Raw genomic sequence first — 24,689 nt, forward strand, 5'->3', positions numbered from 1 at the left:
ATCAGCGCGTTATAGCAGGATACTTTTATGGACGCAAAATCAAAAAAAACAGCTTGAGGAATTGCGGACCAGTAGCCGAAGCGAGCGCGCTACCTTACTGATGCCCTCTTCGGATTTTGTTGCTCCCAGAACCTTAGGCCAACGGCTGGCGGACAAGCTCACCTCAATGATTGGCACCTGCACGTTTATATGAACGCAAGCCATTATCATTCCAGGCCGCGTATACCGCCCCTGCCATCATGATGAATCAGGAGAGGGAAGGGGAAGTGGGTCGCTAACGTGCTGAAATCGCCTCCAATGTCAACGTGAATGCCGATTTGGAAATGTATGCGCTGCACGACAAGATTGACGATCTGGAAGGGGATATTGTTAACTCTCTCAAAGAGCAATTGGCGTATACTTCACGCCAGTTGGAAGAACTGCAGTCAAAACAGAGATAGCCGTTGCCCCTCTCGGCGGAAAACGAGCCAACGCGGGTTACAGCGTGGCTTTCGCGGCATGGACCCGAGGCAATATCGCCGAAAACAGCAGGTCCCTGAAGCGTTCCACCGGTGCGGGGTTAAGCTGGGCTTTCGCCAGTAGATTGGCGCCTTGGAGCGATGAGACTATAAATCCCGCCATTTCTTCACTGTCCAGATGCGCATCCAGTTCGCCGGCTTTAACCGCGGCGCGCAGGCAATAAGCCAAGGATTGCTGGATCTCGTCGAATACGTCATTTAACCGCTGCCTGATGGGCTCGCTCCAGCCGCTGGCTTCGGCGGCGAAATTGCCAAGCAGGCACCCGTCGCGCATATGGTTTTTATTAAGCCTGTCGATACCGGCGTCAATATAGGCACGCAAACGTTGCAGCGGCGGCAGTTGGTCATTACGCAGCGTTTCGCTGATGGTCTTGCGGGCATTGGCGAAGTAAAGGTCGATTACTTCCAGCCCGAACGCTTCCTTAGAAGCGAAATGGTTGGTAAACGACCCTTGGGGTACACCTGCCGCCTGGACGATATCCCTTACGCTCGCACCGGCAAAGCCATGTGCATGGACGACCTGCATGCCGACGGTCAGGATTTTTGCTTTATGAGATGCTCTAGCCATAAAAGTAATATAGTCGTACGTATTAGTTTAGTCAACCGCTTACCCCTAGGCCGCCGAAGCCACCCGCAATATCCGGGTAGTGAAGGTTTTGTATGAGGCCGCTGCCGGTCTTTTTACGGCCAGACCCCGGCGAAATCGCGGACAAGTCCGGCAACGGTCGGTATTTCCGCGATTTTAGTGATAATATTGATATTATTTCGCTTTGCCGCGCCGGGTAGGCGTCAGCCATTATCGGCATAACGCCGCAAGGTGCGGTTCCTTATCTGAAGCGAAGGCGCTTTTTATAGGCAAAAGGAGTTTTTCCCATGATCAGGGTGACCATTGCGGGGGGGACATGGACGGCGGTGGATAAACTGACCGATACATTGGCCGCGCAAGGGGCCAGGGTGCGGGTGCTAACCGATGCTCCCCATTTGGCTCGTGGGCATCGCGACAAGGGAAACGTTGAATATATGGCTATCCAACGGGAGGATTCATTGTCGTTGCGGGTTGCATTCCAGGATACCGATCGGGCCTTTCTGGCCGGAGGGGACCCGCAGAGACCTTCCCGCTACGATCTTGCCATGATCGACGCAGCGGTGCAGGCGGAAGTGCCCTATCTGGTCAACCTATCGGAAGGCGGCGGATGCCCTAGGCAATCGGCAAGGCAATGGCAGAGTGAGACCGATAGGCATCTCGCCGCTCAAAGCATCACGGCCACCCGGATACATCCGGCATTATCGCTGGATGCCGTTTTAGCCGTAGCGGCGCGCTTTGTTCCGTTGGGATTATGGGGCGGGATCGCGGGTTCCGGTCAGGCGGCGCTGGTGGACTCATCGGATGTAGCGGCCGCCGCGGCGCGGATATTACTGGAAGGCGCCGAGCGCCACGCTGATAAGGTTTATCATCTCACCGGACCCACGGCGGTGACGATGGGTTATATCGCCGATTATCTCGAAGAAAACCTGTCGCGGCGGGTAAGATATCACTACCGCGCCCGAGACGAGCAGCGGACGCTCTACCTGAGAGCCGGTCTGCTTCCGCCGCTGATTGAGGCACTGCTTGGGCAAGATACATTAATACGTGAAGGATTTTATGCCGAGACAACGCCAGACCTGTTTGCTCTTACCCAACGACCGGCATTAACAGTCATCGATTGGATTAAAGAACATCGCGGGGATTTTATCGCCGGGGAATAATCCGGCTTATGGTGTTACCTATAAATTCTTTCTCTTAAGGATTAATTAATAATACCGTGGGGGATGATAATGCTAATCTCATCGCAATTTCTCCATGCCATTTTTGATAGCTATTCAGCTTTAAGAGCAACAGGAGTATTATGTAAGAAAGTTTATTCGAAAAAAATAAAACTTACCTATCAAAATAATGTGATACAACCAAACTACGCCTCTTTTTGGTTAAAGCTTTCGGCCGGGGCGGTACCTTTGTTTTCGGCGGTTGCGTCGCCGATCGCCGTTCGGCGGGTAAAAAGAGGGCTTACCCGTTGATTTATCGGGAGAAGGCTTAGTTAATAAAGTGCGTTGCCCATGAATTAAGCCGAATTCCCTCATAATCGATTAATTAAAGTCCAGAATGGGTGCAGTTATTCCTATTAAATTTAATCTTCGTTTAATAAACAGGGATTATAGTTACTATCAAAATGCATTTATTACTGTGGTAACGAATATGGATCTCCTGCTGCCTTTTTCCCGCCCCTCAATCGGTGCAGAAGAGATAAACGCCGTTGAGCAGGTATTACAATCGGGCTGGATTACCACCGGTCCGCGGAATCGGCAATTGGAAATCGATTTTAGCGCGGCGTTCGGCTGCCGGCACGCTATTGCCGTCAGTTCCGCTACCGCCGGTATGCATATCGCCTTGATGGCTTTAGGCATCGGTCCCGGTGATGAAGTCATTACTCCATCCCAAACCTGGGTCTCCACGGCCAATATGATCGAACTGCTCGGCGCCCGGCCGGTGATGATCGATGTGGACCGCGATACGCTGATGGTGGATGCCGACGCGGTGGAAAAGGCCATCACTCCCAGGACCAGGGCCATTGTCCCGGTTCATTACGCCGGCGCGCCGCTGGATCTGGATCCGCTGCGCGCCGTGGCCCTGCGTTACGGCATTCCGCTGGTTGAAGACGCCGCACACGCGGTGGGCGCACGCTATAAAGACGAATGGATAGGTGCTCGCGGCACCGCGATATTCTCTTTCCATGCCATCAAAAACATGACTTGCGCCGAAGGCGGTTTGATTGCCACCGACGACGATATGCTGGCCGAACGGGTACGCAGACTGAAATTCCACGGTCTCGGGGTGGACGCTTTCGATCGCGACAGGCTGGGGCGTAAACCACAGGCCGAAGTGGTGGAGCCCGGCTTCAAATATAATCTTTCCGATATCCACGCGGCTATCGCCGTGGTGCAGCTGGCGCGTCTTCCTGAGATGAACGCCCGCCGCCGCCGGCTGGCGGAACAATATCGCCGGCGGCTCGCGGAGTCGCCCTTCCTGCCGCTGGGGTTGCCGGACTACGCCCATGGGCATGCCTGGCATTTGTTTATGATACGCGTCGATCCGGAGCGCTGCGGCCTGGATCGAGACCAATTGATGGAGCGCCTGCAGGATAAGGGGATCGGTACCGGACTGCATTTTCGCGCCGTCCATACCCAAAAATTCTACCGTGAGCGTTATCCGCAGCTGTCGTTACCCGACACCGAATGGAATTCGGCGCGTCTGTGCACTTTGCCGTTATTTCCCGATATGACCCAGGAAGATGTCGATCTGGTGGTCAATGCCTTGTTTTCACTAGTGGAGCCGCCCAGTGCCTCGCGTTGAACCTCTTAATACCGTTTCGATCGTCATTCCGGTATTTAACGAACAAGAAAGCTTAACGGCGCTGATTGGCCGTACCAGCGCCGCCTGCGGTCAATTACGCCAGCGTTATGAGATTATCCTGGTGGACGACGGCAGCAGCGATAATTCCGCCGATATTCTGTCGGCGGCGGCGGAACGGCCGGACAGCCATATCATTGCCGTGCTGCTGAATCGCAACTACGGCCAGCACTCGGCGATCATGGCCGGTTTTCTGCAGGCTACCGGCGATTTAGTCATTACCCTGGACGCCGATCTGCAAAACCCGCCGGAGGAAATCCCCCGCCTGGTGAGCGTTGCGGAAGAGGGTTATGACGTGGTGGGATCGGTTCGGGCCAACCGGCAAGATTCCTGGTTCCGCAAAACCGCCTCGCACATGATCAACAAATTGATCCAACGCTCCACCGGCAAAGCCATGGGGGATTACGGCTGCATGTTGCGGGCCTATCGGCGCCAGGTGGTGGAGGCCATGCTGCATTGCCATGAGCGCAGCACTTTTATTCCCATCCTGGCGAATTCCTTTGCCAGGCGAACCACCGAAATCAACGTCAGCCACGCCGAGCGGGAGTTCGGCGATTCCAAATACAGCCTTTTGAAGCTTATCAATTTGATGTACGACTTGATCACCTGCCTGACCACCACGCCGTTGCGGTTGTTGAGTCTGGTGGGCAGCGTGATTGCCGTATCCGGTTTTACCCTTTCGGTGATATTAATCGCCATGCGCCTGATCTTGGGTCCCCAATGGGCGGCGAACGGCGTTTTTACCCTGTTCGCCGTACTGTTTACCTTTATTGGCGCTCAGTTCGTCGGTATGGGGTTACTGGGGGAGTACATCGGCCGTATCTACAACGATGTCCGCGCCCGTCCCCGCTATTTTGTGCAGAAAGTGATCGGCCGGCAGCAGTCCTCGCATACTCAGGAAAATGAATGATGAAAGCTATCGTATTTGCTTACCATGATATCGGCTGTGTCGGGTTAACCGCCCTGGTGGAGGCCGGCTACGACGTTCAGGCTGTGTTTACCCATACCGACGAGCCCGGTGAAAATAAATTCTTCTCTTCCGTGGCGAGGCTGGGGGCCGATCTCGATGTGCCGGTGTATGCGCCGGAGGACGTCAACCATCCGTTATGGGTGGAACATATCCGCAAGCTGCGGCCGGATATTATCTTTTCCTTTTATTATCGCCATATGCTGAGCGAGGAAATTCTGTCCCTGGCGCCCTGTGGAGGCTTCAATCTGCACGGCTCGCTGCTGCCGCGCTACCGCGGCCGCGCGCCGGTTAACTGGGTGCTGGTCAATGGCGAAACCCAGACCGGCATCACGCTGCACCGTATGGTGAAAAGAGCCGATGCCGGCGACATTGTCGCCCAGACCATCCTGCCTATCGAGGATAACGATACCGCATTGAGCCTGCACGCCAAGATGCGCGAGGCGGCGAAACCGCTGCTGGACGATCTGTTGCCGTTGCTCAAGGCCGGAAATGTCGAATGCATGCCGCAAAACGAGGCCGAAGCCAGCTACTTCGGTCGCCGCACCGCCGCGGACGGCGAAATTTTCTGGCATAAGCCGGCTCGGGAGATAGCCAATCTGGTGCGGGCGGTTACCGAACCTTACCCGGGGGCATTCACTTATCTTGGGGAGCGAAAGCTGATCATCTGGCGCAGCATGGCGCTGGATACTGTTCACGACAAGCAGCCCGGTACGGTGCTTAGCACCTCTCCGCTCACTATCGCCTGTGGCGAGGGCGCGCTGGTTATACAAAGCGGCCAGGGCGAGACCGCTTTGTATATGCAAGGCAACCGTCTGGCCCAGGAAATGGGTATTATGCCCGGCGTGCGCCTGGCGGCCAGGCCCGCGGCGGCGCATGGACGCAGGGTTCGGGTGCTGATTCTCGGTGTGAACGGTTTCATCGGTAATCATCTGACCGAACGCCTGCTGCGTGAAGATCGGTACGATATTTACGGGCTGGATATCGGTTCCGATGCCATTGAGCGCTTCCTGGATAACCCGCACTTTCACTTTGTCGAAGGGGACATCAGCATTCATTCCGAATGGGTCGAATACCATATTAAAAAATGCGATGTGGTCGTGCCGCTGGTGGCAATTGCCACGCCCATTGAATATACCCGTAACCCGCTGCGGGTGTTCGAGCTGGATTTCGAGGAAAACCTGAAAATCGTGCGTGACTGCGTGAAGTATCACAAACGCATTATCTTCCCCTCCACCTCGGAAGTATACGGCATGTGCGACGATCCGGAGTTTAACGAAGATACCTCCCGGCTGATCGTCGGGCCCATCAATAAACAGCGCTGGATCTATTCGGTTTCCAAGCAGTTGCTGGATAGGGTCATTTGGGCCTACGGCGCCAAAGAGGGATTGAAGTTCACCCTCTTTCGGCCTTTCAATTGGATGGGACCGCGCCTGGACAACCTTGACGCCGCCCGTATCGGCAGTTCTCGGGCCATCACCCAATTGATCCTTAACCTGGTGGAAGGATCGCCCATCAAGCTGGTGGACGGCGGGGCGCAAAAACGCTGCTTCACCGATATCAACGACGGCATAGAAGCCCTTTATCGCATCATTGAAAACCGTGACGGGCGCTGCGACGGACAGATTGTGAATATCGGTAATCCCGCCAACGAGGCCAGTATCCGTGAACTGGGGGAGATGCTGCTGGCCAGCTTTGAGCGTCACCCGCTGCGCGATCGCTTCCCGCCTTTTGCCGGCTTCAAAAATGTCGAAAGCAAAAACTATTACGGCCAGGGTTACCAGGACGTTGAGCATCGAAAGCCGAGTATAGAAAATGCCCGCCGGCTGTTGAACTGGCAGCCGGCCATTGCCATGGAGCAGACCGTTGCCGATACTCTGGATTTCTTCCTGCGCTGCACCGTTTCCGCGGGTAGAAAAGGGTGAAACGAGTCGGATTACGGGTAGATGTGGATACCTTCAGCGGCACCCGGGACGGGGTGCCGCGTTTGTTGGCGCTTTTTGAACGCTATAATATTGTCGCCAGCTTCTTTTTCAGCGTCGGGCCGGACAATATGGGCCGCCATCTTTGGCGGCTGATGTATCCGCGCTTTTTGCTGAAAATGCTGCGTTCCCATGCCGTGTCGCTTTATGGCTGGGATATCCTGCTGGCCGGCACGGCCTGGCCCGGCAGGAATATTGCCCGCTCGCTGGGGCCGCTTATGGCGCAGACCGCCGACGCCGGGCATGAAACAGGCTTGCATGCCTGGGATCACCAGGGCTGGCAGGCCATGGCGGGGCGCTGGCCGTCAGCCGAACTGGAACGGCAGATCCGGCTCGGCGTGGACGCGCTGCAGGCCGGCATCGGCCGGCCGGTGACCTGCTCCGCGGCGGCGGGGTGGCGCGCCGACGGACGGGTGCTGGCGGCAAAGCAGAATTTTGGCTTTCGCTACAACAGCGACTGCCGCGGCGTCCATCCCTTCAGGCCGCTGTTGGATGATAATCGCATCGGCACCGTGCAAATCCCGGTAACGCTGCCGACGTTCGATGAAGCGATCGGGCGTGAAATACAGCTGGAGGATTACAACGACTATATTCTCGATTTGATCGCCAAAGATATCGGTCCAACCGTTTATACCATCCACACTGAAGTAGAAGGCCGCTCGCAGTCGGGGATGTTTGAACAATTACTGCAACGGGCGCAACAGCAGGACATTCTTTTTTGTCCCCTAAGCGCGTTATTGCCGGCGGATATCAATTCATTGCCTCTTGGGCGCGTGGTTCGCACACCGTTTCCGGGGCGCGAAGGATGGCTGGGATGTCAGGTCCCGGTGGTTGAAACATGATGAAAATCTTGCAAAATGTCCGGGCCGCCGCCGGCGGCGTGGTCCTTTTTTTTGTCTTGCTCTATCTGCTTCCCCTGAACGGCCGTTTATTGTGGCAGCCCGATGAAACCCGTTATGCCGAGATCAGCCGGGAAATGCTGCAGCGCGGCGACTGGGTGGTGCCCCATTTGCTCGGGCTGCGCTATTTCGAGAAGCCGGTGGCGGGCTATTGGTTGAACAATATCAGCCAGTGGCTATTCGGCGACTCCAATTTCGCCCTTCGTTTTGCGGTGGCGTTCAGCAGCGGTATTACCGCCCTTTTGGTCTTCGCCCTGGCAATGATGATGTGGCGGCAGCGCAGCACGGCGCTGCTCGCCGCCCTGATTTTTCTTTCCATGACGTTAGTGTTCGGCGTCGGCACCTACAACGTGCTGGATCCGATGATTACGCTGTGGCTTACGGCGGCTATGGCCTGCTTTTACCTGGGGTGGCGCGCCGAAAGCCCGGGCAAAAAATGGGCGGCCTACATATTGCTGGGATTGGCCTGCGCCATGGGCGTCATGACCAAGGGGTTCCTGGCTCTGGCGGTACCGGTGTTCGCCGTGCTGCCCATCGCCATACAGCAGCGCCGTTTCCGGGAGCTGTTAATCTATGGCCCGTCGGCGGTGATGGCGGCGATATTGCTCTGCTTGCCCTGGGCACTGGCGGTGGCGCACCGTGAACCGGATTTCTGGCACTATTTTTTCTGGGTGCAGCATATTCAGCGTTTTGCCGAGGACAACGCTCAGCATAAGGCGCCGTTCTGGTATTATCTGCCGGTGATCGTGGGCGGATCCATGCCCTGGCTTGGTTTGCTGCCGGGATCGTTGCTAAAAGGCTGGTTTGAGCGCCGCGTCCGGCCCGAGCTGTTTGTCCTGTTCTCCTGGGTCGTGATGCCGTTGCTGTTTTTCAGCATCGCCAAAGGCAAGCTCCCGACCTATATTTTGCCCTGCATGGCGCCATTGGCGCTGCTGATGGCCGCCTATGCCGCCGACTGCGCCGCGGCGTTACGTCATCGCGTTTTCCGGCTGAACGCGGTCATCAATATTATTTTCGGTGGGGTGTGCATCGTGGCGCTGGCGGCCATGGGCTTCGGCTTGTTCCATCACCCGCTGTACGGCCGGCAGGAGTGGCCGAAAATCGCCATCGGCATTATCGCCTTCGCGGGCTGGGTATTGTTCGCCGTTTTATCCCTGCGCCGCGCCGGACAACGCTTTGCATGGGTCGCGGCTTGTCCGCTGCTGCTCGGGCTGCTGGTGGGATATGCGATTCCGCAGCATACCATCGACAATAAACAGCCGCAGCACTTTATCCGGCTTAACGCCGATCTGCTGGATCGCGGCGGCTATATATTAAGCAACAATGTCGGCGTGGCTACCTCGCTGGCATGGGAGCTTAAGCGCGGCGATATCGAAATGTACCGGGAGAAAGGTGAATTGAGCTACGGGCTGGCTTATCCCGATGCGCAGGGTCACTTTGTCAGCGGGCAGGATTTTACCCACTGGTTGTCGCAGGCGCGGCAGCACGGCAATGTGTCTCTGGTGCTGCGGCTGCGTGAGGGCCATGATGTGGCAGGCGATCTGCCCCCCGCCGACGCCGTGCGGCAGCTAAACGAGTTAGTGCTGTATTTCTACCGGCAACGGCCATGAACGGCTATCTCCTGGTGTTGCTGGCGAGCCTGCTGGCATGCGGCGGTCAGCTGTGTCAAAAGCAGGCCGCCTTGTGCTGGCGGCGGCGCCGGACGCCACAGCATCGCCGCCGGGCAACCCTGGGCTGGCTGGCGGCGGCGGCGGTGCTGTTGATTATTGCCATGGCCGTCTGGCTCAGCGTGCTGCAACGTTTGCCCCTGAGCCAGGCTTACCCCATGCTCAGTTTGAATTTTGTTCTTGTCGCCTTATGCGCGCACTGGCTTTTTCATGAGCGGATTACGCTGCGCCAGTGGTGCGGTGTTGCATCCATTATCCTGGGTATAGCGTTGATGGGGCTGTTTGCATGAAGGGATTATCCTGGGCGGCGGCCAGCGTCCTGTTGGTGACGGTGGCGCAACTGCTGATGAAATGGGGCATGGCGCAAATCCCCCTGCTGCCGTTGAATCTCATTGCTCCGGGCCTTGTTGCCTATTACGGGCTGCCGCTGCTGGCGTTAGCCGGCGGCATCCTGGCTTATGCCTTCTCCATGCTGTGCTGGTTTTATGCTTTGCTCTATTTGCCGTTAAGCACGGCTTATCCGTTAATCAGTATCAGCTATGCCCTGGTGTATTTTGCCGCCGTTTTGCTGCCGTGGTTCAATGAAACGGCTACATTCTTTAAAACCTTCGGTGTCGCCTTTATTTTATTCGGCGTGTGGTTGATCAACGGCAAGCACTCCGGGAAATAGCGATTTTCCGTCTCTGTTTCGTGCTTTTTTTTGCATCTCTTGTTGCACATTGAGCAGGTGAATGCCTTTAACGTTTACACCCTGAGCCCACTGTCCTTATGCAGCCCGCTGGCGCTGCCGGCCGGCTGGGCATCGGCGTCCCGCGGTCTGGGCTCGACAATGGTGACGACAAAGATCAGGCAGAGCATTGCCCCGACGGATAAGGCGAAAAAAACCATATTCCAGCTATAGTGGTCCAGAATCATTCCCACGATAAAGGGCAGGCACATTCCCCCCAATTGTCCGCCCATATTGATAATGCCATAAGCGATAGGATAGGTGGCTTTGTTCACCCGGCCCATGGCATACACGGAAAAAGCCGAATAGCCCAGGGCTAACAGCAGGCCGGTCACGAAAAACAGCGCGGTCAGCAGCCACTGATTTTCCGGTGCGTGGATAATGAGATTCATGGAAACAATGGTGGAAATGGCGCTGACCATCATCAGGGGTTTCCTCCTTTTTCCCAAGACATTATCGGACAGCCAGCCCCCAAGCAGATTGCCGATAAGCGTGCCGACAAAAGGGGAGGCCGCCAGCATGGCGGAATGCATTACCGAAAATCCCTTCTCCTGTAACAGGTATTTCGGCAGCCATGACATCAGAACGCCAACGGTGCCTACCATAAAAAAGTAGCCCAGCGCCGCGCCGTAAATATCCCAGCAGCGGAAACACTGTTTTGAACTGGTGAGGTCCGCCACTTCCCTGGTGCGAATCACGCGATCCAGCCAGTAAAAGCGGAATGCCTTGATCTCCCGTGCCTGGTTATTGAGCGAGGAGACGCCGCTCTTGATATATTTCAGCTCTTCTTTGGACACGAATTTACTTTGTTCGGGATGGTTACAGACCATTACCGCCCAGATAATCGCCAAAAGGATGCCGGGAATACTAAACAGGATAAAAATATAGCGCCAATCGAAATTCATCAGGATCCAGGCGCTGATCAACGGCACAATAAGCGGCCCCATATTGGAGCTGGCCAAAAAAATACCGGTGGCCGTTCCCTTTTCTTTGGCGGGAAACCAGTTATTGATGGTTACCGTGGAGCCGATAACCACGGTGGACTCGCTGATCCCCACCAGCGTTCTCAGCATCTTGAGATGCAGGGCCGAATTCACTATACCCATCAGACCTGTACAAATAGCGGTGAGAAAAATGCCCAGCGAATAAGTTATTTTAACGCCGAATTTATTGACCAAAAACCCGGCTGGGATTTGCATGATGGCATAACCGGCAAAAAAAAGGCTTACCAGAAGGCCTGCCTGTGTGTTGTCCAGATTATATTCTTTTTGAATAAACGGCAGGGCAAAGCCGATATTAGCCCGGTCCGCATATTCCACCGTGTAAACAATAAATATTAAACTCATGACCCACCAGTGATACTGAGTCATCCTTTTTTTCTGTATATTAGCCATGGGGATATCTCCTGAATAATATCCTTAAAAATAGGTTATAAGAGGCAATGGCAAAAGTATTGTCGGGGTAATAGTTTAGGGATATATATTACCCCGAGCTAAAAGTAAAATTTTGATAATACTAATTTAACTATTTACTGTTTTCATAATCCGCTTTGCGACCGGTATAATACTTTTCTTCCGCCGCCCTGATTTCCGGTAAATTCAGCAATTGGTTAAATTCCTCAAAAGGGATCATGTATTTGATGAAATTTTCAGTGGTGCCTTCCCGTTTTAATGTTTTCATTAATTCAGAAACGGCCCGGGCTTCGGCATACACTGAAGAGACGCAGAAAATAACCAGATTGTAGCCGATATCCTGCAGCCTCCCGGCGGAGAGCAGCGGGGTCCGCCCATGTTCAAGCATATTAGCCAATACGGGCACATTGAAACTGCTGGTGACGACGCGCATTTCCTCTTCCGATTCCACCGATTCGATAAACAATACATCCGCCCCGGCTTTTTCATACGCTTTACCGCGTTTTATCGCTTCTTCAAGACCATAATTGGTTCGTGCGTCGGTGCGGGCCATTATCAGCATATCGCCACGGCGAGCGTCGCAAGCCGCCTGGATTTTGCCTACCATTTCTTCCAGCGGCACCACGTCGCGACCCAGCATATGCCCGCATTTCTTAGGCGCAACCTGGTCCTCAATCTGCATCATGGCCACGCCGGCGCTTTCATAAAGCCGGGTGGTTCTGATCATATTCACGGCATTGCCAAACCCGGTATCGGCATCGGCAATAACCGGAATGTTGACGCGATCGACAATATTCCTGGCCCGCGTGGCCATCTCGACCTGAGTTAAAAGACCTACATCGGGCTGACCGAGCATGCTGGCGGCGGTGCCGTACCCTGTCATATACACGGCTTCAAAACCGGTGTCTTCAATGATTTTCGCCGTTAAAACATCATGGGCGCCCGGCGCCACCAGAATATTTTTTTGCTGCAGTCTTGCTTTTAATTTTGTTCCCATTCCACTCATGTCAATTATTCCCGTACAATAAAGATGATTGTTTCTTTGCCGAAAGCTGATGCCTGTGGCAAACATCTTTCAGCGGCTCAGTACAGGAACAGCAGTTATCGTGCCAGAAACAATGCCCGATATTTATTTTTTAAATAACCTTAAAATTCAATTGAATGCATGATGTCGTTTTTTAAGCGGCTTAATTTTTCCCATGTGTAGAACGGTTGTTTTATCAATATTGATAAATATATATCATTTATGTTATATCAATTTTGATATGCCATTATCAGCAGCGTGAATAAAGTGAAAATAGCGGCAAGAGAATGCAAAAATTTATTCTTTATCTGCCTCACCGGCGGGATGATTATCCGACTCGCTATATTTCATCTCCTGAAGTTTACGCCAAAGGCTCATGGTGCTGATCCCCAGTTTCTGCGCCACCTTGCTGTGACTCCCCTGGCATTCCGCCAGGCAGCGCATGATGATTTGCTGTTCGTGACGCTTAATCATGGTTTTCAGCGGCAAAGAGTCCCTTTCGGCCGGTGGCGGCAGGGAAAAATCGCCGGAGGCGCCGTCATCGGCGATGAGGTTCGGCGCAGCGCTTTTGATGCGAAGAAAAAGCCGGTCAAGCAGCAAACGCCGCTTTTTTTCGTCTTTGATTTGAAATAGCAGGGCGATGCGTTCCACGACGCTTTGCAATTCGCGCACATTGCCCGGCCACGGCCAGGTCACAAAGGTCTTCTCCATAAAAGGATAGATCGCCGCCAACTGCTGCTCATCATGAATCCGCCGCGCCAGCAAACGTTTGCCGATGATCAGCGCGTCGTCGCCCCGCGCTCTCAGAGGGGGAATATCCAGGGAGAGAATGTTAAGGCGGTAATACAGATCTTCCCTGAACCCGCCGCTGGCGCAAAGCTGGCTTAAGTTTTTATTGGTGGCGCAGACGATGCGCACGTCAATTGAGAGAGTGCTGTGGCCCCCCACCCGGCGCACTTCTTTTTCCTGCAATATCCGCAGCAGCTTAACCTGGAAGGACAGGGGCAGCTCACCCATCTCATCAAGAAAGAGGGTTCCTTTATCGGCCAGTTCAAAAAGACCTGGTTTCCCTTTGCTTCTGGCGCCGGTAAAGGCGCCGGCTTCATAACCGAACAGTTCGCTTTCCAACAGGTTCTCGGGAATTGTGGCGCAATTAAGGGCGACAAAAGGGTTATCCCGGCGGGCACTGGCATGATGTATTCCCTGGGCAAAAAGTTCTTTGCCGGTACCTGACTCCCCTTGAATAAGCACCGTCGAGTCGGTTTTGGCGTAGATAGCGGCCAGCTCGATAATTTCACGCATATCCCCGTGCCCGGTGACGATATCTTCCAGACGGTATTTGGCGGCGAAGCCGGTTTGCTTAAGCTTGCGCAGCCGCATCTCCTGGTGCTTGATATCCGCCGCTTCGGTAAAGGTACAAACCACTCCCCAGCAGGAGGAGTCGATGATAATAGGTACCCTGTTGGTGACGATGGTGGCGTTGCCGATATCTTGCAGTTCGCCGTATTCGGCGCGTTTGCTGTTTAAAACGCTCTCGACATTGGTATTAGGGATGACGTCGCGGGCTTTATGGCCGAGCACGGAGCTGAAATCCACGTTCATGATGGATTCGGCCCGTTTATTCATGTGGGTAATATGATTGTCGGTATCGGTGACCAGGACGCCGTCCCACACGCTGTCCAAAATGGTTTGCAGCATAAAATTACGCTGGGTCAAAACGCGCCGGGTACCGGCAATATTGCATGCTTCATTAAAAGCGATCCGCACCGAATCCTCTTCGGACTCCAGTACCTTGGCCCTAAGACCGTATTTTACCGCCAGGGGCGGGATCAATTGCCCGCCCAACAGCAGCTCCGCCCCGGCTTCTTTTGCCAGAATTATTTTATTTTCCAGCTCCTGAAAATTATCGAAAACAGCGTTGGTAATGCTGCAACGCAGGGCCTGGGCCACCTGCTGCAAACCGTAAATTTCGTGCCCGAAGCTAAAACAGACGATTTTGCCGGCGGCGTCACCGGGGGCGGCGGACCGGTTGAAATCCAGCAGAGTCCGAAGAACGTTCAGCGCGGTAGTATGGACGGATACAATAGGTATATCATTAAAATTATTGCGTAAATATCCCGCCGTGCCGCCGCGGCTGATGATAATCTCGGTATGGGAATCCAGAGACTTGCGCGCCATCTCCGCAGCGTTGTCCAATACGCCGCGTACCAGCGTGATGCTGCAATCGAACTCCGGCGCGATCTTGCAGACCATTTTTGTCAGATCGTTGGTGGGGGAGACGACTAAGAAGTGATAATCTTTTTTTTCCATGGTCAATAGCAAGATCCCGTAGACACGTCAACGCGGATCATCTCACGCTCATGCAATAGTTTCAGCGGCCATGCGGGGACGTTAACAGCCTTATCCACTCATTTTCTGCGGGTTGTGTTGCAAAATTCAAATTTGTTTATGTTTCCGGACAAGAGAACCGGAGGGACTCTGAAAGATATCCTGCTCTCAGCCGGCGGCGCGCATTTCACTGACATAGGCACCCCTCATTACGATAGGCGTTAAATAATATTTACCCGTTACACCGTTTATCCGCACGTAATAATAAGCAATGCATTATCCTATTTTATTAATCAGCCTTCGAAACTATATTGGCTTAATTTGTCTCATAACCCGGTGGTATTTTATTAACTGAGACATTCTTTACTCCCCACGCAGAACTAAATCGGCCTTACGAAGCCAATTTCTTTACATCATGCTAAAAAAAGCCATTCAAAAAGTAGAGTTGGTGGATAGGACCCGCAGAAAGAAAGGAATCAACCAATCGGACAATAATAATGCATCTTCAACAATGCCAGGTCGGCTTGCCATTCCTTACCGTATATTATCGCCATAATATATTTATTATAACTTTAATCGGCAGAAAAAAAATCCATCTATGAAGGAAAAAAAGAGTGCAACAGAAAAAACGGTGACTAAATTCCTTGTTTATTAACAGGCTGTAAGAATTTAAGGTTTAGAAACAGCGAAAAATTTACAGATTTTACGCAATAAAAAATGAGGAGTAGCGGTAACCGCTTAGCCTCCTAACCATCTGTTTTTGATCTCTTTTTTTCCGGCATAACCATAAAGTTTCTAAGGTGCCGGTCGATAAAGATACTATATCAGTAAACCGTTTTACAGGGAGCGGAAATTAGCTGATATTTCGCTTAATAAAGACGAGGGCATTTCCCTCATACGTCTTCAACAGAGAATGCGTTTAATAGCAAATTTGAAAATTTATGTTTTTACATCCTGCACGCCTTTTCACACATATGCGCAGAAGTCAGCATAGATATAATTGACAGGAGCCTTACCATGAGCTTACTTAAAAATACCAGTATCAGGGTTATCCTACTAATTACGCTTGGTTTTTTTTTGATTTTATGGGGCGGGGTTTCCGCGTTTACTCTCTCTTCCCTAAATCAGGTAACTCAATTTTTAGCGACCAGTGAAGAGCAAAAGGCCGATATAGATATCATAAGCCGCGGCAACGATCAGTACTTTCGCACCGTCACGCGACTGGCCAGGGCGATGGATTTTGTGCAAACCGGGGAAATGGCGGACGCGGATAAAGTTCTGGCAACGGCGGCGGACTCCTTTCAGAACGCCAAAGATGCCCTGGCCTCATTTAAGGCCAACCCGCACTTATCCAGCGATACCGCCGTTACGGATGCCATGATTGATAGCTGGACCAAACTTATCAATCAAGCCCTTGAGCCGATGTTCCAGGCGGCGCGGGCCAAGCAGCTGGATCAATACCGCCAATTTTTCAGAACGCAATATCCGCCGTTTAGCGTGGCGTTTGGCGCGGCGGCCGAAAAATTCAAAGCACAGGCCCGTTCGGATGAATCTGTCAAACAGGTTTATACACTGGTGGATTTAAGCCGTAAGATCTTGATTGCCGCACTTGTTGCCGGCATTGCCATTCTGCTGCTCACTGACCGTTATCTGATCAATTTCATGATTAAACCGCTAAAGCGTATTGAATCCCAGCTTGAAACCCTGTCGGACGGACATCTGGGCGAGACTATCGCTGAATTCGGCCGCAACAATGTCGGACAGCTGATTCCTCATTTACAGAGTATGCAGCAAAGCCTGATCCGGACCGTGACGGCCATTCGGGACAGTTCGGCCTCTATCTACCAGGGTTCGGGAGAAATCAGTTTAGGCAACAGCGATTTATCATCCCGTACCGAACAACAGGCTTCCGCCCTGGAGGAAACCGCCGCCAGCATGGAACAGCTGAGCGCGACGGTGAAACAGAATACCGAAAATGTATTTCAGGCCAACAAGATGGTGCAGGACGCCTCGGATACCGCTAAAAAGGGCGGCGCTATTGTTGATGAGGTTGTGGAGACCATGAGCAGCATCAGCACCAGCTCGAAAAAGATCGCCGATATTACCGGGGTCATCAACGGCATAGCGTTCCAGACCAATATTCTGGCGTTGAACGCGGCGGTTGAAGCGGCGAGAGCCGGCGAACAGGGCCGTGGCTTCGCCGTGGTGGCGGGAGAAGTGCGTAGCCTGGCCCAGCGCAGCGCACAGGCGGCGAAGGAAATCGAAGGGTTGATCAGCGAGTCGGTTGAACGGGTCAACACCGGTTCGGTTCAGGCTTCCCGTGCCGGTGAAACCATGCATAATATTGTCCAGGCGGTGGCCAAGGTCACCGATCTGATGGGGGAAATTTCCTCTGCTTCCGATGAGCAGAGCAGGGGGATCAGTCAGGTAGGGCAAGCGGTATCGGAAATGGACAGCGTTACCCAGCAAAATGCGGCGCTGGTTCAGGAATCCGCCGCAGCGGCCGCGTCCCTTGAAGAACAGGCCCGTCTTTTGACTCAAACCGTGGCCATTTTCCATCTGCCCGCCGGGGGAAATAACGTCAATAACGCGCCGCCGGCCGAGGATAAGCCGGAGAAACGCCTGCTGTCGCCGCTTACCGCTTCACCGGAGCAGGAACATACATCGGAAAATTGGGAAACATTTTAATTTTTAAGCTCTGAATTCCAACACGGGTTTTCGCAGCCACAAAGGGGCAGCGAAAACCCGGTTTATGTAATCTGTGCCTCTTTTATTACGAATTACCCGATATAGCCGAACCGCCTTTTTTCAGACAGGGTTGCCGCCGCCGGGGCGGGGCCGTTAATAAGCCTTTCATATGTGTCCGCTATCATTCCGATTATTTGACTTACGGCCGGATGATTATCTTTATAGTTACCGGTCTGTCCGGCTGTAACGATTCTGAAATAAAGTGATCGAATACTGCTTTTTATTTAGCGCGGATAAAAAGATGTCTATTATCAAACCAGTGGTTCACTGGCCGAAAATCCTGAGGTTTCGACATCTGTCGCTGCCGGGATGGATGACCAGCCTGCGAGGCGGTTTCATACTTTTTACCCTGATATTTTGTTTGCTGCAGTGCGCTTCTATCGCTTTGTTAACCCGGTTGGTGACGCAAACGACGACCAATGTCACCACCGCCCGCATGATGACCGAACGGCAATCTCTGTTGAACAAATCACGCATAGAACTCTTGACCGCCAGCGACAATATCAATCGTGCCGGCATCTATTACATGCAGGATAAGCAAAGCGGTTCGGTGGGCAGTTGGAATGCCCTGGCGGACAGCGCCGATGCATCCCTCAAAGCCGCGCAGGGTTACTACTCTTCTTACCAGAAATTGAGTTCGGGACAGGATGACAGCGCTCTGCAGCAAAGCTTTTCCATGGTATTCGACGGCCTTCATGAGCAGTTAAAAGGCATCAGGGCCGATAATATCGACTCATTTTTTATGGTGCCGATCCAGGCCTTCCAGGAACAATTCAACGGTCTGTTTTATCAATGGATGCAGCAGGATAATGCCGATGCCGAGCATTTTAACCAAACCATGCTGGCTTCATTGACCCATAACCGTAATATCTCCCTGAGTATCTCGGTATTGCTGATGGGTTTATTGGTCTTAGCCTGCCTGGTGTTATCCTTTGCGGTGGTGACGCCGCTCAATCGCGCTTTGCGCCATTTGGCGTCAATCGCCACCGGCAACATTGCCCATGCATTACCGGCTTCACGCTGGCAGTCCCGTGAAATCCACTGGCTTAACCAGGGTATCGATGAGATGCAGCGGGGCTTGCAGCACATCATTCAAGAAATCAATGAAATATCATCCCTGGTAATGCACAGCGCCAATGATATTGCCCAGCATAACCAGGGTTATAGCCGGCAAAACCAGCAACAAATGGCCGCCTTCGATGCCATCAGCGATAAACTGGACAGCATTGCCCAGGATGTGGATAACGGGGCGCGTTTCGCCGGTAACGCCACCAGGCAGATGAGCGACGCGGAAGCCTTAACCCGGCATTGCGGTGAAATGGTCACGGAAGTTGATCGTAAAATGCATGAAATTGTGGCCGAATCAGAAAAAATCGCCGGTATTATCACGATGCTGGACGGGATCTCCATGCAAACCAAGCTGTTGGCGCTGAATGCCGCCATCGAGTCAGCCCATGCCGGTCTATACGGCCGCAGTTTTTCCGTCGTGGCGAAAGAAATCGGCTTATTGTCTCAAAAAAGCGGCAGCTCCACGCGGGAAATCGATCATCTGATCCACTCCACCCATAAGCATATCGACAGCGGTTTTAGCCGGGTTAAAGCACTGGATACCTTTTATCTGGATATCATCAAATCGGTGCGGGGGGTGTCGGTGTTGTTAGAGGAATTACAGCAGAACGCCAATCAGCAAAGTTTCCAGGTCAATACCATCGCCGGTGAGATTAAACGGCTGAACGATCAGATACATCAAAGCCATTCCCTGACGGTGGCCAGTGCCCAGGCTTCCGATTCGCTGATTTCCCATTCCCAGCGGTTGCGGCAAAGCGTCAGTAAATTCTCGCTGACCTTGTAGAAGCCAAACGGAAAACAAACGGTAACCGCAGCCGCCCGAAGGTTCCGCCGCCCTGAAAGGCGGCCATGTCCCGGCATTGGAAGAAACAATATTTAACACAGTGCCGGCCAGAATCAGTGGCAACCTCTTTTCATATCCCTGTACTCTGACAATATCCGTATTCCTTCGGCACCCTTTATTAAGCGACACTATTTACGAGGCGGTTGCAGGATCGCTCCGAATGAGGAGAACATTTTGGATAAACAGCTACCTATACGCATCGCGGTGATCGATGATTGGCAATCCGTTGCGGAGCAAGCCGTGGATTGGTCGGTTTTACACTCCCTGGGATCGGTGACTTTTCTTCATGATTACCCGGCGGCGCCCCCGCAAATGGCGGAGCGGCTGCAATCCTACGATGTTATTTGTCTTATGCGGGAACGCAGCCGGTTTGATAAGGACCTACTGACCCGGTTACCCCGATTGAAACTGCTGCTCACCAGCGGCATGCGTAATGCGGCAGTGGATATGGAGGCCGCCGCGCAGTCCGGCATTCTGGTCTGCGGGACCGAGAGCGGGAAGCATGCGGCGGCCGAATTGACCTGGGCGTTGATTATGGCCGTGACCCGTAACCTGGCCGACGAAGCGGGCTCCCTGAAAACAGGGGGATGGCAGGTAAGCCTGGGCGGCGGATTATACGGTAAGACGCTGGGCATTCTGGGTTTGGGTAAAATCGGCCAACGGGTTGCCGGTTATGCCCAGGCTTTCGGTATGCGGGTGATTGGCTGGAGCCAGAATCTCACCGCCGAGGGCGCGCAGCAGCACGGCGTGTCCTATGTCGCCAAGGAAGAACTCTTCAGGCAATCTGATGTGCTATCCATTCATTTAGTCTTGAGCGACCGCAGCCGGGGCATTGTCGATGCGTCTTCCATAGCTGTGATGAAACCCACCGCCTATCTGGTTAATACGTCGCGCGGACCGTTGGTAAATGAAGCGGCGCTAATCAAAGCCCTGCGGGAACATCATATCGCCGGCGCGGCGCTGGATGTATACGATCAGGAACCCTTGCCGCGGGATCACCCGTTCCGCCGCATGGATAACGTCCTGGCGACTCCCCATATCGGTTATGTCACCCAGGAGGATTACCGCATCTTTTTCACGCAGATGATTGAAGATATCCTGGCCTGGCATGAGGGCCGGCCCATGCGGACCCTCTCTTGAACCGGTAGGCGCGACGTCGCAAAGCTAACCGCCATCGGCGTACTCCCCGCGCAGCCCCCCGCGGCGAAACGCCGTCGGGGACAAATTCTCATGGGTTCTGAACTGGTGCCGCAGCGTCGCTTCCGAGGAGTGCCCGGAGACTTCGGCAATTTTGGCAATGGAAAATGAGCCGTTGACCAGTAATTCCTTGGCGTATTCCAGCCGGCACAACGCCAGCCACTGCATAATGGGCAAGCCCATGGTTTCCTGAAAATGGCGCTGCAGGGTCCGTTCGGACATCATGGCCCGTTTCGCCAGGGATGACACCGTATGGGGCAACGCAAGATTGGCCCTCAGCCAGTCCACCAGGCCGGCAATCCGGTTTTCGCCTTTTTCCACCGCCTTGGTTTTAGGCAACTGCTGCTGGCGGCCTTCGCGGTGAAAAGAGATAACCAGCCGCTGAGCCACCCTATTGGCGACCCGGTGGCCGTAATCGGATTTGACCAAATGCAGCAGCATGTCCAATCCCGCGGCGGAGCCGGCGGAGGTCATTATCTGGCCTTCATCCACATACAGCGCCGAAGGCAAAACGTTGGTATCGGGATAGCGCTGCGCCAGCAGGCGCGCATGATGCCAGTGGGTGGTAACGCTTTTGCCATGGAGTAATCCGGCCGCAGCCAGTACAAATACCCCGGTACAGATGCTGCATATTCTGACGCCCCGTTGATAAGCGTCCCGCAGGCTTTGTAATAAACGCTCGGGAGGCGCTTCATCGATGTCACGCCAGGCCGGGATCACGATGGTGTCCGCGGTTTCCAGTATTTCCAATCCGTGCTGAATTTCCATGACCAGACCGCCGACGGCATGGATTCGATGCTCTTCCGCCGTACATACCGAGAAGCGATACCAATCAACATTCAGCTCGGGACGCTGCACGGCAAAAAACTCAATCACGCAGCCAAATTCGAAGGTACGCAGCCGATCGTAGGCCACGGCCACGACGTGATGTTTCTTTTTGGCAGAATTTATACGCATGTTGACTCTTCACATTCTATGAAGCAAGCAGATCGTCAAGGGATAATATCCCTGTTTTAAAGGCTTGGCGACGGCTAATTCGTTCATGTGATGCCGGACGCCTGGCATTTAATTGATGTTATATGAGGAGTAGGACATGCGCATCGCTCTGATTAATCCGGAAACCGAGACGCCGGACATGCGAGAGCTCTATGGCCATTATGAAAATCTGGCGCTGGGACTCATTGCGGCACAATTGCGTTCGGCCGGCTACAGTGTCGAACTTTTTGATTTGCGGGTGGATGGCTTTACCGAACATGAGATGGTGACGAAAATCATCAAAGGCCGGTTTACCCTGGTGGCGTTCAGCGTTAATTACGTCACGCTTCAATCCGCCCTGCGGATCAGCCAGCGTCTTTATCAGTTCGCCGAAGCAAAACCCTTTATTGTCCTTGGGGGTGAACATGTCTCTTATGAAGATGTCGGTATCCTTACGGCCTATCAGTCCATCGATGCCATCTGTCGCGGCGAGGGTGAAATCAGCCTGAAACGGCTGGTGGATACGGTCAGCAATGATTTCCCGCTAAACGACGTCGATGGGATAACGTTCCGGGATCCGCAGACCGGACTGATACATATCAATAATAACCGGCTACCGAACAGCGAGCTGGACGGTCTTTCGTTCGCGGCACACGACATAGCCCATCGAGGCATAAAAACCGGCAGGCCGGTAAAAACGGGGATATTGATCAATCGAGGCTGTCCCTATCCCTGTGTTTTTTGCAATGCCCAGCGTTTCTTGGGCAATGAGTCAACCGGGGTCAGAACCCGCTCGCCGGCAAATGCCGTCAAGGAAATAGCCGCATTGGAACCCCTGATTAGACAGACCAAAGATTATCTGCATATTTATGATGCGACGTTTGTGACGCCGTCGAAAGAGAACAGATTATGGATGAACGCCTTCTGCGAGGAAATGGAACGCAGGGAACTGTCGCTGCCGCTTAATGTGTTTATCCGGGCGGACAGCTTCAATATTGATAAAGAAAAAGATCACCAATTGCTTATGCGGTTACGCGCTATAGGCATGATAAGCACTTATCTGGGACTGGAGGCGGGGGACGATGAACAATTGGACACCTATAATAAAAAAATCATCCCTTCTGAATCCAGCAGAGTTTTCCAGTATCTAAAATCCAAGGGAATAGCGGGCTCCACCAACGGTTGCATTACCTTTTTCCAGGATGTCACTTTAAAACAGGTACAAAAAACCATTCTTTTTTTATACGGCGCCGGTTTGGCTTCGTTCTGGAATATTTCTTCACGAGCGGAAACCCTGCCGGGAATACGGCTTAACCAGCATACCCTGATGGAGCACAGGTATGTACCCTGGGATGTTACGAATTATCATTTCAGCGACGGGAAAGTTGCGCAGCTTTATGCTTATGTAAAAAGGATTCATGACCGGTATGAAATCATCCGACTGGAAGATCGCTTGTTACGGGAAATTCGCGATCAGATAAAAATCACAAATTTCCATAAGGGCCTGCTGGGTTATTCAGAGAGAGAAGCGGAGTTTGATCGCTATATTGAACTGATACAAGCAAATACGGTGGAATTTTTACTTGGGCTAATCAATGAGTTAGATGCTACCGGCTCGATATCGGATCGTTTCATGAAAGAGGAATTCAGCTATATCCCACGTTTGGAAAAAATGATAAGAGAATTATCTATAATATTTGGAGTGAATTGAATGAACATCAAAGTCTATATCGCACTCTCCCTTTCCGCTTTTTTCTGGGGTGGTTCCGCCATCGCGGGTAAATATGCTTTAGATGTCTTTGTGCCCTCTATTGTCACGTTTTTACGGTTTTTTATCGCAGCATTGATAATCTTATGTTTCATCAAGGATAAAAATAAACTTATCCGTATCGATTTAATTACCCATCTAAGAATGTTCGTTACGGCGATTTTTGGCGTAACGCTATGCTATTATTTTTACTTCAACGGATTGAACGGCAGCAGCGCTTTTAATGCGGGAATCATTGAAGCGACCATCCCCTTGATCACGTTGCTTATTGCCGCCATGTCGGGCATGGAGCATGTCAAACCCTGGCAGTTATTTGGCTTGATAATAGCCTATCTCGGCGTAACTATCACCATCACCGGCGGCGATTTGAATATTTTGTCTGCCGCGTCCTACAATATAGGCGATGTCATGCTGCTTGTCAGTACCTTGTGTTTCGGTATCTATAATGTATTGATTAAACGCTGGGTTATCCCCTTGCCGGGCATGATAAGAATGTTTTATCTGTTCTTTTACGGCAGTATAGCCTTCCTGCCATGGGTTGTGGCGGACGCTTTTCATCTGCAATTTTATTGCTATCCCGGGAAAAGCATCACATTTATAAGTATTGCTTCATTGTTGTTCATGTCCATCGGCGGCTCGGTGCTGGCCTACCTTTTTTTCAATCAGGGCATCGATAAAATAGGCGCCACCAAAGCGGCTTCATTCATCAATTTGGTGCCTTTTATCACGGTGCTGCTGTCAGTGTTTGTTTTAAAAGAGCCGGCCGGTTTGTTCAAATGGTTGGGTGCGTTAATTATCATCGCCGGCGTAATGCTGTCCAACAGAGCGACGGCGGCAAAGCCGCAAACCACCCCGTCGCCATGATCCCGGCGGAAATGGTTATGCCAATCCCCGTGATTATCGCTATGATAAATATTCCCCACTCTGCCTGAGCGGGATTATCCCCCGCACCATGGGTTTAATTTGTTCCCCTTCCTTATGTCAGGTATATCGCTTAGAATGGACAACGCAATCATCTCTTTTGAGATTGATTTAATCAAATTTCCATAAAGCGAAGCAATACTTGAACGCTTAATCATAGCTAAAATTCCGCTTTATATCTTTTTTTTTGGCAAATTAA

18 protein-coding genes are annotated in these 24,689 nt (G+C 52.6%); 13 read left to right on the forward strand and 5 right to left on the reverse strand.

What is annotated here, in order from left to right; translation table 11 throughout:
- Positions 1 to 477: 477 nt before the first annotated feature.
- Positions 478 to 1,086 carry a TetR/AcrR family transcriptional regulator gene (locus tag ACL2XO_RS05470; protein ID WP_132923433.1) on the reverse strand — a complete coding sequence of 203 codons (609 nt, stop codon included), beginning with the start codon at positions 1,084 to 1,086 and terminating at the stop codon, positions 478 to 480.
- Positions 1,087 to 1,391: 305 nt separating this feature from the next.
- On the opposite strand from ACL2XO_RS05470, the gene ACL2XO_RS05475 reads away from it, so the two are divergent.
- The 8 genes from ACL2XO_RS05475 to arnF all read left to right on the forward strand — a co-directional run bounded on the left by ACL2XO_RS05475 (position 1,392) and on the right by arnF (position 10,148).
- Positions 1,392 to 2,264, forward strand: coding sequence for a hypothetical protein (locus ACL2XO_RS05475; protein WP_413742343.1), 873 nt, complete (start codon positions 1,392 to 1,394; stop codon positions 2,262 to 2,264).
- 487 nt (positions 2,265 to 2,751) lie between these two features.
- Positions 2,752 to 3,906, forward strand: coding sequence for a UDP-4-amino-4-deoxy-L-arabinose aminotransferase (gene arnB, locus ACL2XO_RS05480; RefSeq protein WP_413742344.1), 1,155 nt, complete (start codon positions 2,752 to 2,754; stop codon positions 3,904 to 3,906).
- Positions 3,893 to 4,873, forward strand: coding sequence for an undecaprenyl-phosphate 4-deoxy-4-formamido-L-arabinose transferase (arnC, locus tag ACL2XO_RS05485; RefSeq protein WP_413742345.1), 981 nt, complete (start codon positions 3,893 to 3,895; stop codon positions 4,871 to 4,873). Before arnB ends, arnC begins: the two co-directional genes overlap by 14 nt.
- Entirely contained in the window at positions 4,873 to 6,855 is a 1,983-nt protein-coding gene (gene arnA, locus ACL2XO_RS05490) for a bifunctional UDP-4-amino-4-deoxy-L-arabinose formyltransferase/UDP-glucuronic acid oxidase ArnA (protein WP_413743035.1), read from the forward strand. The genes arnC and arnA overlap by 1 nt, the downstream gene beginning before the upstream one ends.
- Entirely contained in the window at positions 6,852 to 7,754 is a 903-nt protein-coding gene (gene arnD / locus ACL2XO_RS05495) for a 4-deoxy-4-formamido-L-arabinose-phosphoundecaprenol deformylase (protein ID WP_413726580.1), read from the forward strand. The genes arnA and arnD overlap by 4 nt, the downstream gene beginning before the upstream one ends.
- The gene (gene arnT, locus ACL2XO_RS05500) at positions 7,754 to 9,421 is read left to right on the forward strand and encodes a lipid IV(A) 4-amino-4-deoxy-L-arabinosyltransferase (RefSeq protein WP_413743036.1); all 1,668 of its coding nucleotides are present in this window, start codon (positions 7,754 to 7,756) and stop codon (positions 9,419 to 9,421) included. The genes arnD and arnT overlap by 1 nt, the downstream gene beginning before the upstream one ends.
- On the forward strand, positions 9,418 to 9,768 hold the full coding sequence (gene arnE, locus ACL2XO_RS05505; protein ID WP_413742346.1) for a 4-amino-4-deoxy-L-arabinose-phosphoundecaprenol flippase subunit ArnE: 351 nt from the start codon (positions 9,418 to 9,420) through the stop codon (positions 9,766 to 9,768). The genes arnT and arnE overlap by 4 nt, the downstream gene beginning before the upstream one ends.
- Positions 9,765 to 10,148 carry a 4-amino-4-deoxy-L-arabinose-phosphoundecaprenol flippase subunit ArnF gene (arnF, locus tag ACL2XO_RS05510; RefSeq protein ID WP_413742347.1) on the forward strand — a complete coding sequence of 128 codons (384 nt, stop codon included), beginning with the start codon at positions 9,765 to 9,767 and terminating at the stop codon, positions 10,146 to 10,148. The genes arnE and arnF overlap by 4 nt, the downstream gene beginning before the upstream one ends.
- A 74-nt stretch (positions 10,149 to 10,222) precedes the next feature.
- Here arnF and ACL2XO_RS05515 read toward each other — a convergent pair whose 3' ends face one another.
- The 3 genes from ACL2XO_RS05515 to ACL2XO_RS05525 all read right to left on the reverse strand — a co-directional run bounded on the left by ACL2XO_RS05515 (position 10,223) and on the right by ACL2XO_RS05525 (position 14,951).
- Complete coding sequence (locus ACL2XO_RS05515) at positions 10,223 to 11,599, reverse strand: MFS transporter (protein ID WP_413726582.1); 1,377 nt, start codon at positions 11,597 to 11,599, stop codon at positions 10,223 to 10,225.
- Between the two features lie 130 nt (positions 11,600 to 11,729).
- Complete coding sequence (locus tag ACL2XO_RS05520) at positions 11,730 to 12,614, reverse strand: isocitrate lyase/PEP mutase family protein (protein ID WP_413742348.1); 885 nt, start codon at positions 12,612 to 12,614, stop codon at positions 11,730 to 11,732.
- 324 nt (positions 12,615 to 12,938) lie between these two features.
- Entirely contained in the window at positions 12,939 to 14,951 is a 2,013-nt protein-coding gene (locus ACL2XO_RS05525; protein ID WP_413742349.1) for a sigma 54-interacting transcriptional regulator, read from the reverse strand.
- A 1,035-nt stretch (positions 14,952 to 15,986) separates the two neighbouring features.
- On the opposite strand from ACL2XO_RS05525, the gene ACL2XO_RS05530 reads away from it, so the two are divergent.
- From ACL2XO_RS05530 to ACL2XO_RS05540, 3 genes are all read left to right on the forward strand, one after another.
- Entirely contained in the window at positions 15,987 to 17,657 is a 1,671-nt protein-coding gene (locus ACL2XO_RS05530) for a methyl-accepting chemotaxis protein (RefSeq protein ID WP_413742350.1), read from the forward strand.
- A 301-nt stretch (positions 17,658 to 17,958) separates the two neighbouring features.
- Positions 17,959 to 19,569: a methyl-accepting chemotaxis protein gene (locus ACL2XO_RS05535; protein WP_413742351.1), complete on the forward strand. Its 1,611-nt coding sequence runs from the start codon at positions 17,959 to 17,961 to the stop codon at positions 19,567 to 19,569.
- Between the two features lie 234 nt (positions 19,570 to 19,803).
- Complete coding sequence (locus ACL2XO_RS05540) at positions 19,804 to 20,769, forward strand: D-2-hydroxyacid dehydrogenase family protein (protein ID WP_413742352.1); 966 nt, start codon at positions 19,804 to 19,806, stop codon at positions 20,767 to 20,769.
- Between the two features lie 24 nt (positions 20,770 to 20,793).
- Here ACL2XO_RS05540 and ftrA read toward each other — a convergent pair whose 3' ends face one another.
- Positions 20,794 to 21,783, reverse strand: coding sequence for a transcriptional regulator FtrA (gene ftrA, locus ACL2XO_RS05545; protein WP_203522806.1), 990 nt, complete (start codon positions 21,781 to 21,783; stop codon positions 20,794 to 20,796).
- Positions 21,784 to 21,919: 136 nt separating this feature from the next.
- On the opposite strand from ftrA, the gene ACL2XO_RS05550 reads away from it, so the two are divergent.
- Entirely contained in the window at positions 21,920 to 23,512 is a 1,593-nt protein-coding gene (locus tag ACL2XO_RS05550) for a B12-binding domain-containing radical SAM protein (protein WP_413742353.1), read from the forward strand.
- Positions 23,513 to 24,433: a DMT family transporter gene (locus tag ACL2XO_RS05555; RefSeq protein WP_413742354.1), complete on the forward strand. Its 921-nt coding sequence runs from the start codon at positions 23,513 to 23,515 to the stop codon at positions 24,431 to 24,433.
- Positions 24,434 to 24,689 lie beyond the last annotated feature (256 nt).

The organism is Sodalis sp. RH15, assembly GCF_047324255.1.
Classification (GTDB): domain Bacteria; phylum Pseudomonadota; class Gammaproteobacteria; order Enterobacterales; family Enterobacteriaceae; genus Acerihabitans; species Acerihabitans ligni.

Bases quoted from the DNA above. Each gene is read 5' to 3' on its own strand.
- arnF (WP_413742347.1), top strand. From the start codon at position 9,765: ATGAAGGGATTATCCTGGGCGGCGGCCAGCGTCCTGTTGGTGACGGTG.
- arnB (WP_413742344.1), top strand. From the start codon at position 2,752: ATGGATCTCCTGCTGCCTTTTTCCCGCCCCTCAATCGGTGCAGAAGAG.
- ACL2XO_RS05525 (WP_413742349.1), bottom strand. From the start codon at position 14,951: ATGGAAAAAAAAGATTATCACTTCTTAGTCGTCTCCCCCACCAACGAT.
- ACL2XO_RS05535 (WP_413742351.1), top strand. From the start codon at position 17,959: ATGTCTATTATCAAACCAGTGGTTCACTGGCCGAAAATCCTGAGGTTT.
- ACL2XO_RS05530 (WP_413742350.1), top strand. From the start codon at position 15,987: ATGAGCTTACTTAAAAATACCAGTATCAGGGTTATCCTACTAATTACG.
- ACL2XO_RS05555 (WP_413742354.1), top strand. From the start codon at position 23,513: ATGAACATCAAAGTCTATATCGCACTCTCCCTTTCCGCTTTTTTCTGG.
- arnT (WP_413743036.1), top strand. From the start codon at position 7,754: ATGAAAATCTTGCAAAATGTCCGGGCCGCCGCCGGCGGCGTGGTCCTT.
- ACL2XO_RS05470 (WP_132923433.1), bottom strand. From the start codon at position 1,086: ATGGCTAGAGCATCTCATAAAGCAAAAATCCTGACCGTCGGCATGCAG.
- arnE (WP_413742346.1), top strand. From the start codon at position 9,418: ATGAACGGCTATCTCCTGGTGTTGCTGGCGAGCCTGCTGGCATGCGGC.
- ACL2XO_RS05520 (WP_413742348.1), bottom strand. From the start codon at position 12,614: ATGGGAACAAAATTAAAAGCAAGACTGCAGCAAAAAAATATTCTGGTG.
- arnA (WP_413743035.1), top strand. From the start codon at position 4,873: ATGAAAGCTATCGTATTTGCTTACCATGATATCGGCTGTGTCGGGTTA.
- ACL2XO_RS05550 (WP_413742353.1), top strand. From the start codon at position 21,920: ATGCGCATCGCTCTGATTAATCCGGAAACCGAGACGCCGGACATGCGA.
- ACL2XO_RS05515 (WP_413726582.1), bottom strand. From the start codon at position 11,599: ATGGCTAATATACAGAAAAAAAGGATGACTCAGTATCACTGGTGGGTC.
- ACL2XO_RS05475 (WP_413742343.1), top strand. From the start codon at position 1,392: ATGATCAGGGTGACCATTGCGGGGGGGACATGGACGGCGGTGGATAAA.
- ftrA (WP_203522806.1), bottom strand. From the start codon at position 21,783: ATGCGTATAAATTCTGCCAAAAAGAAACATCACGTCGTGGCCGTGGCC.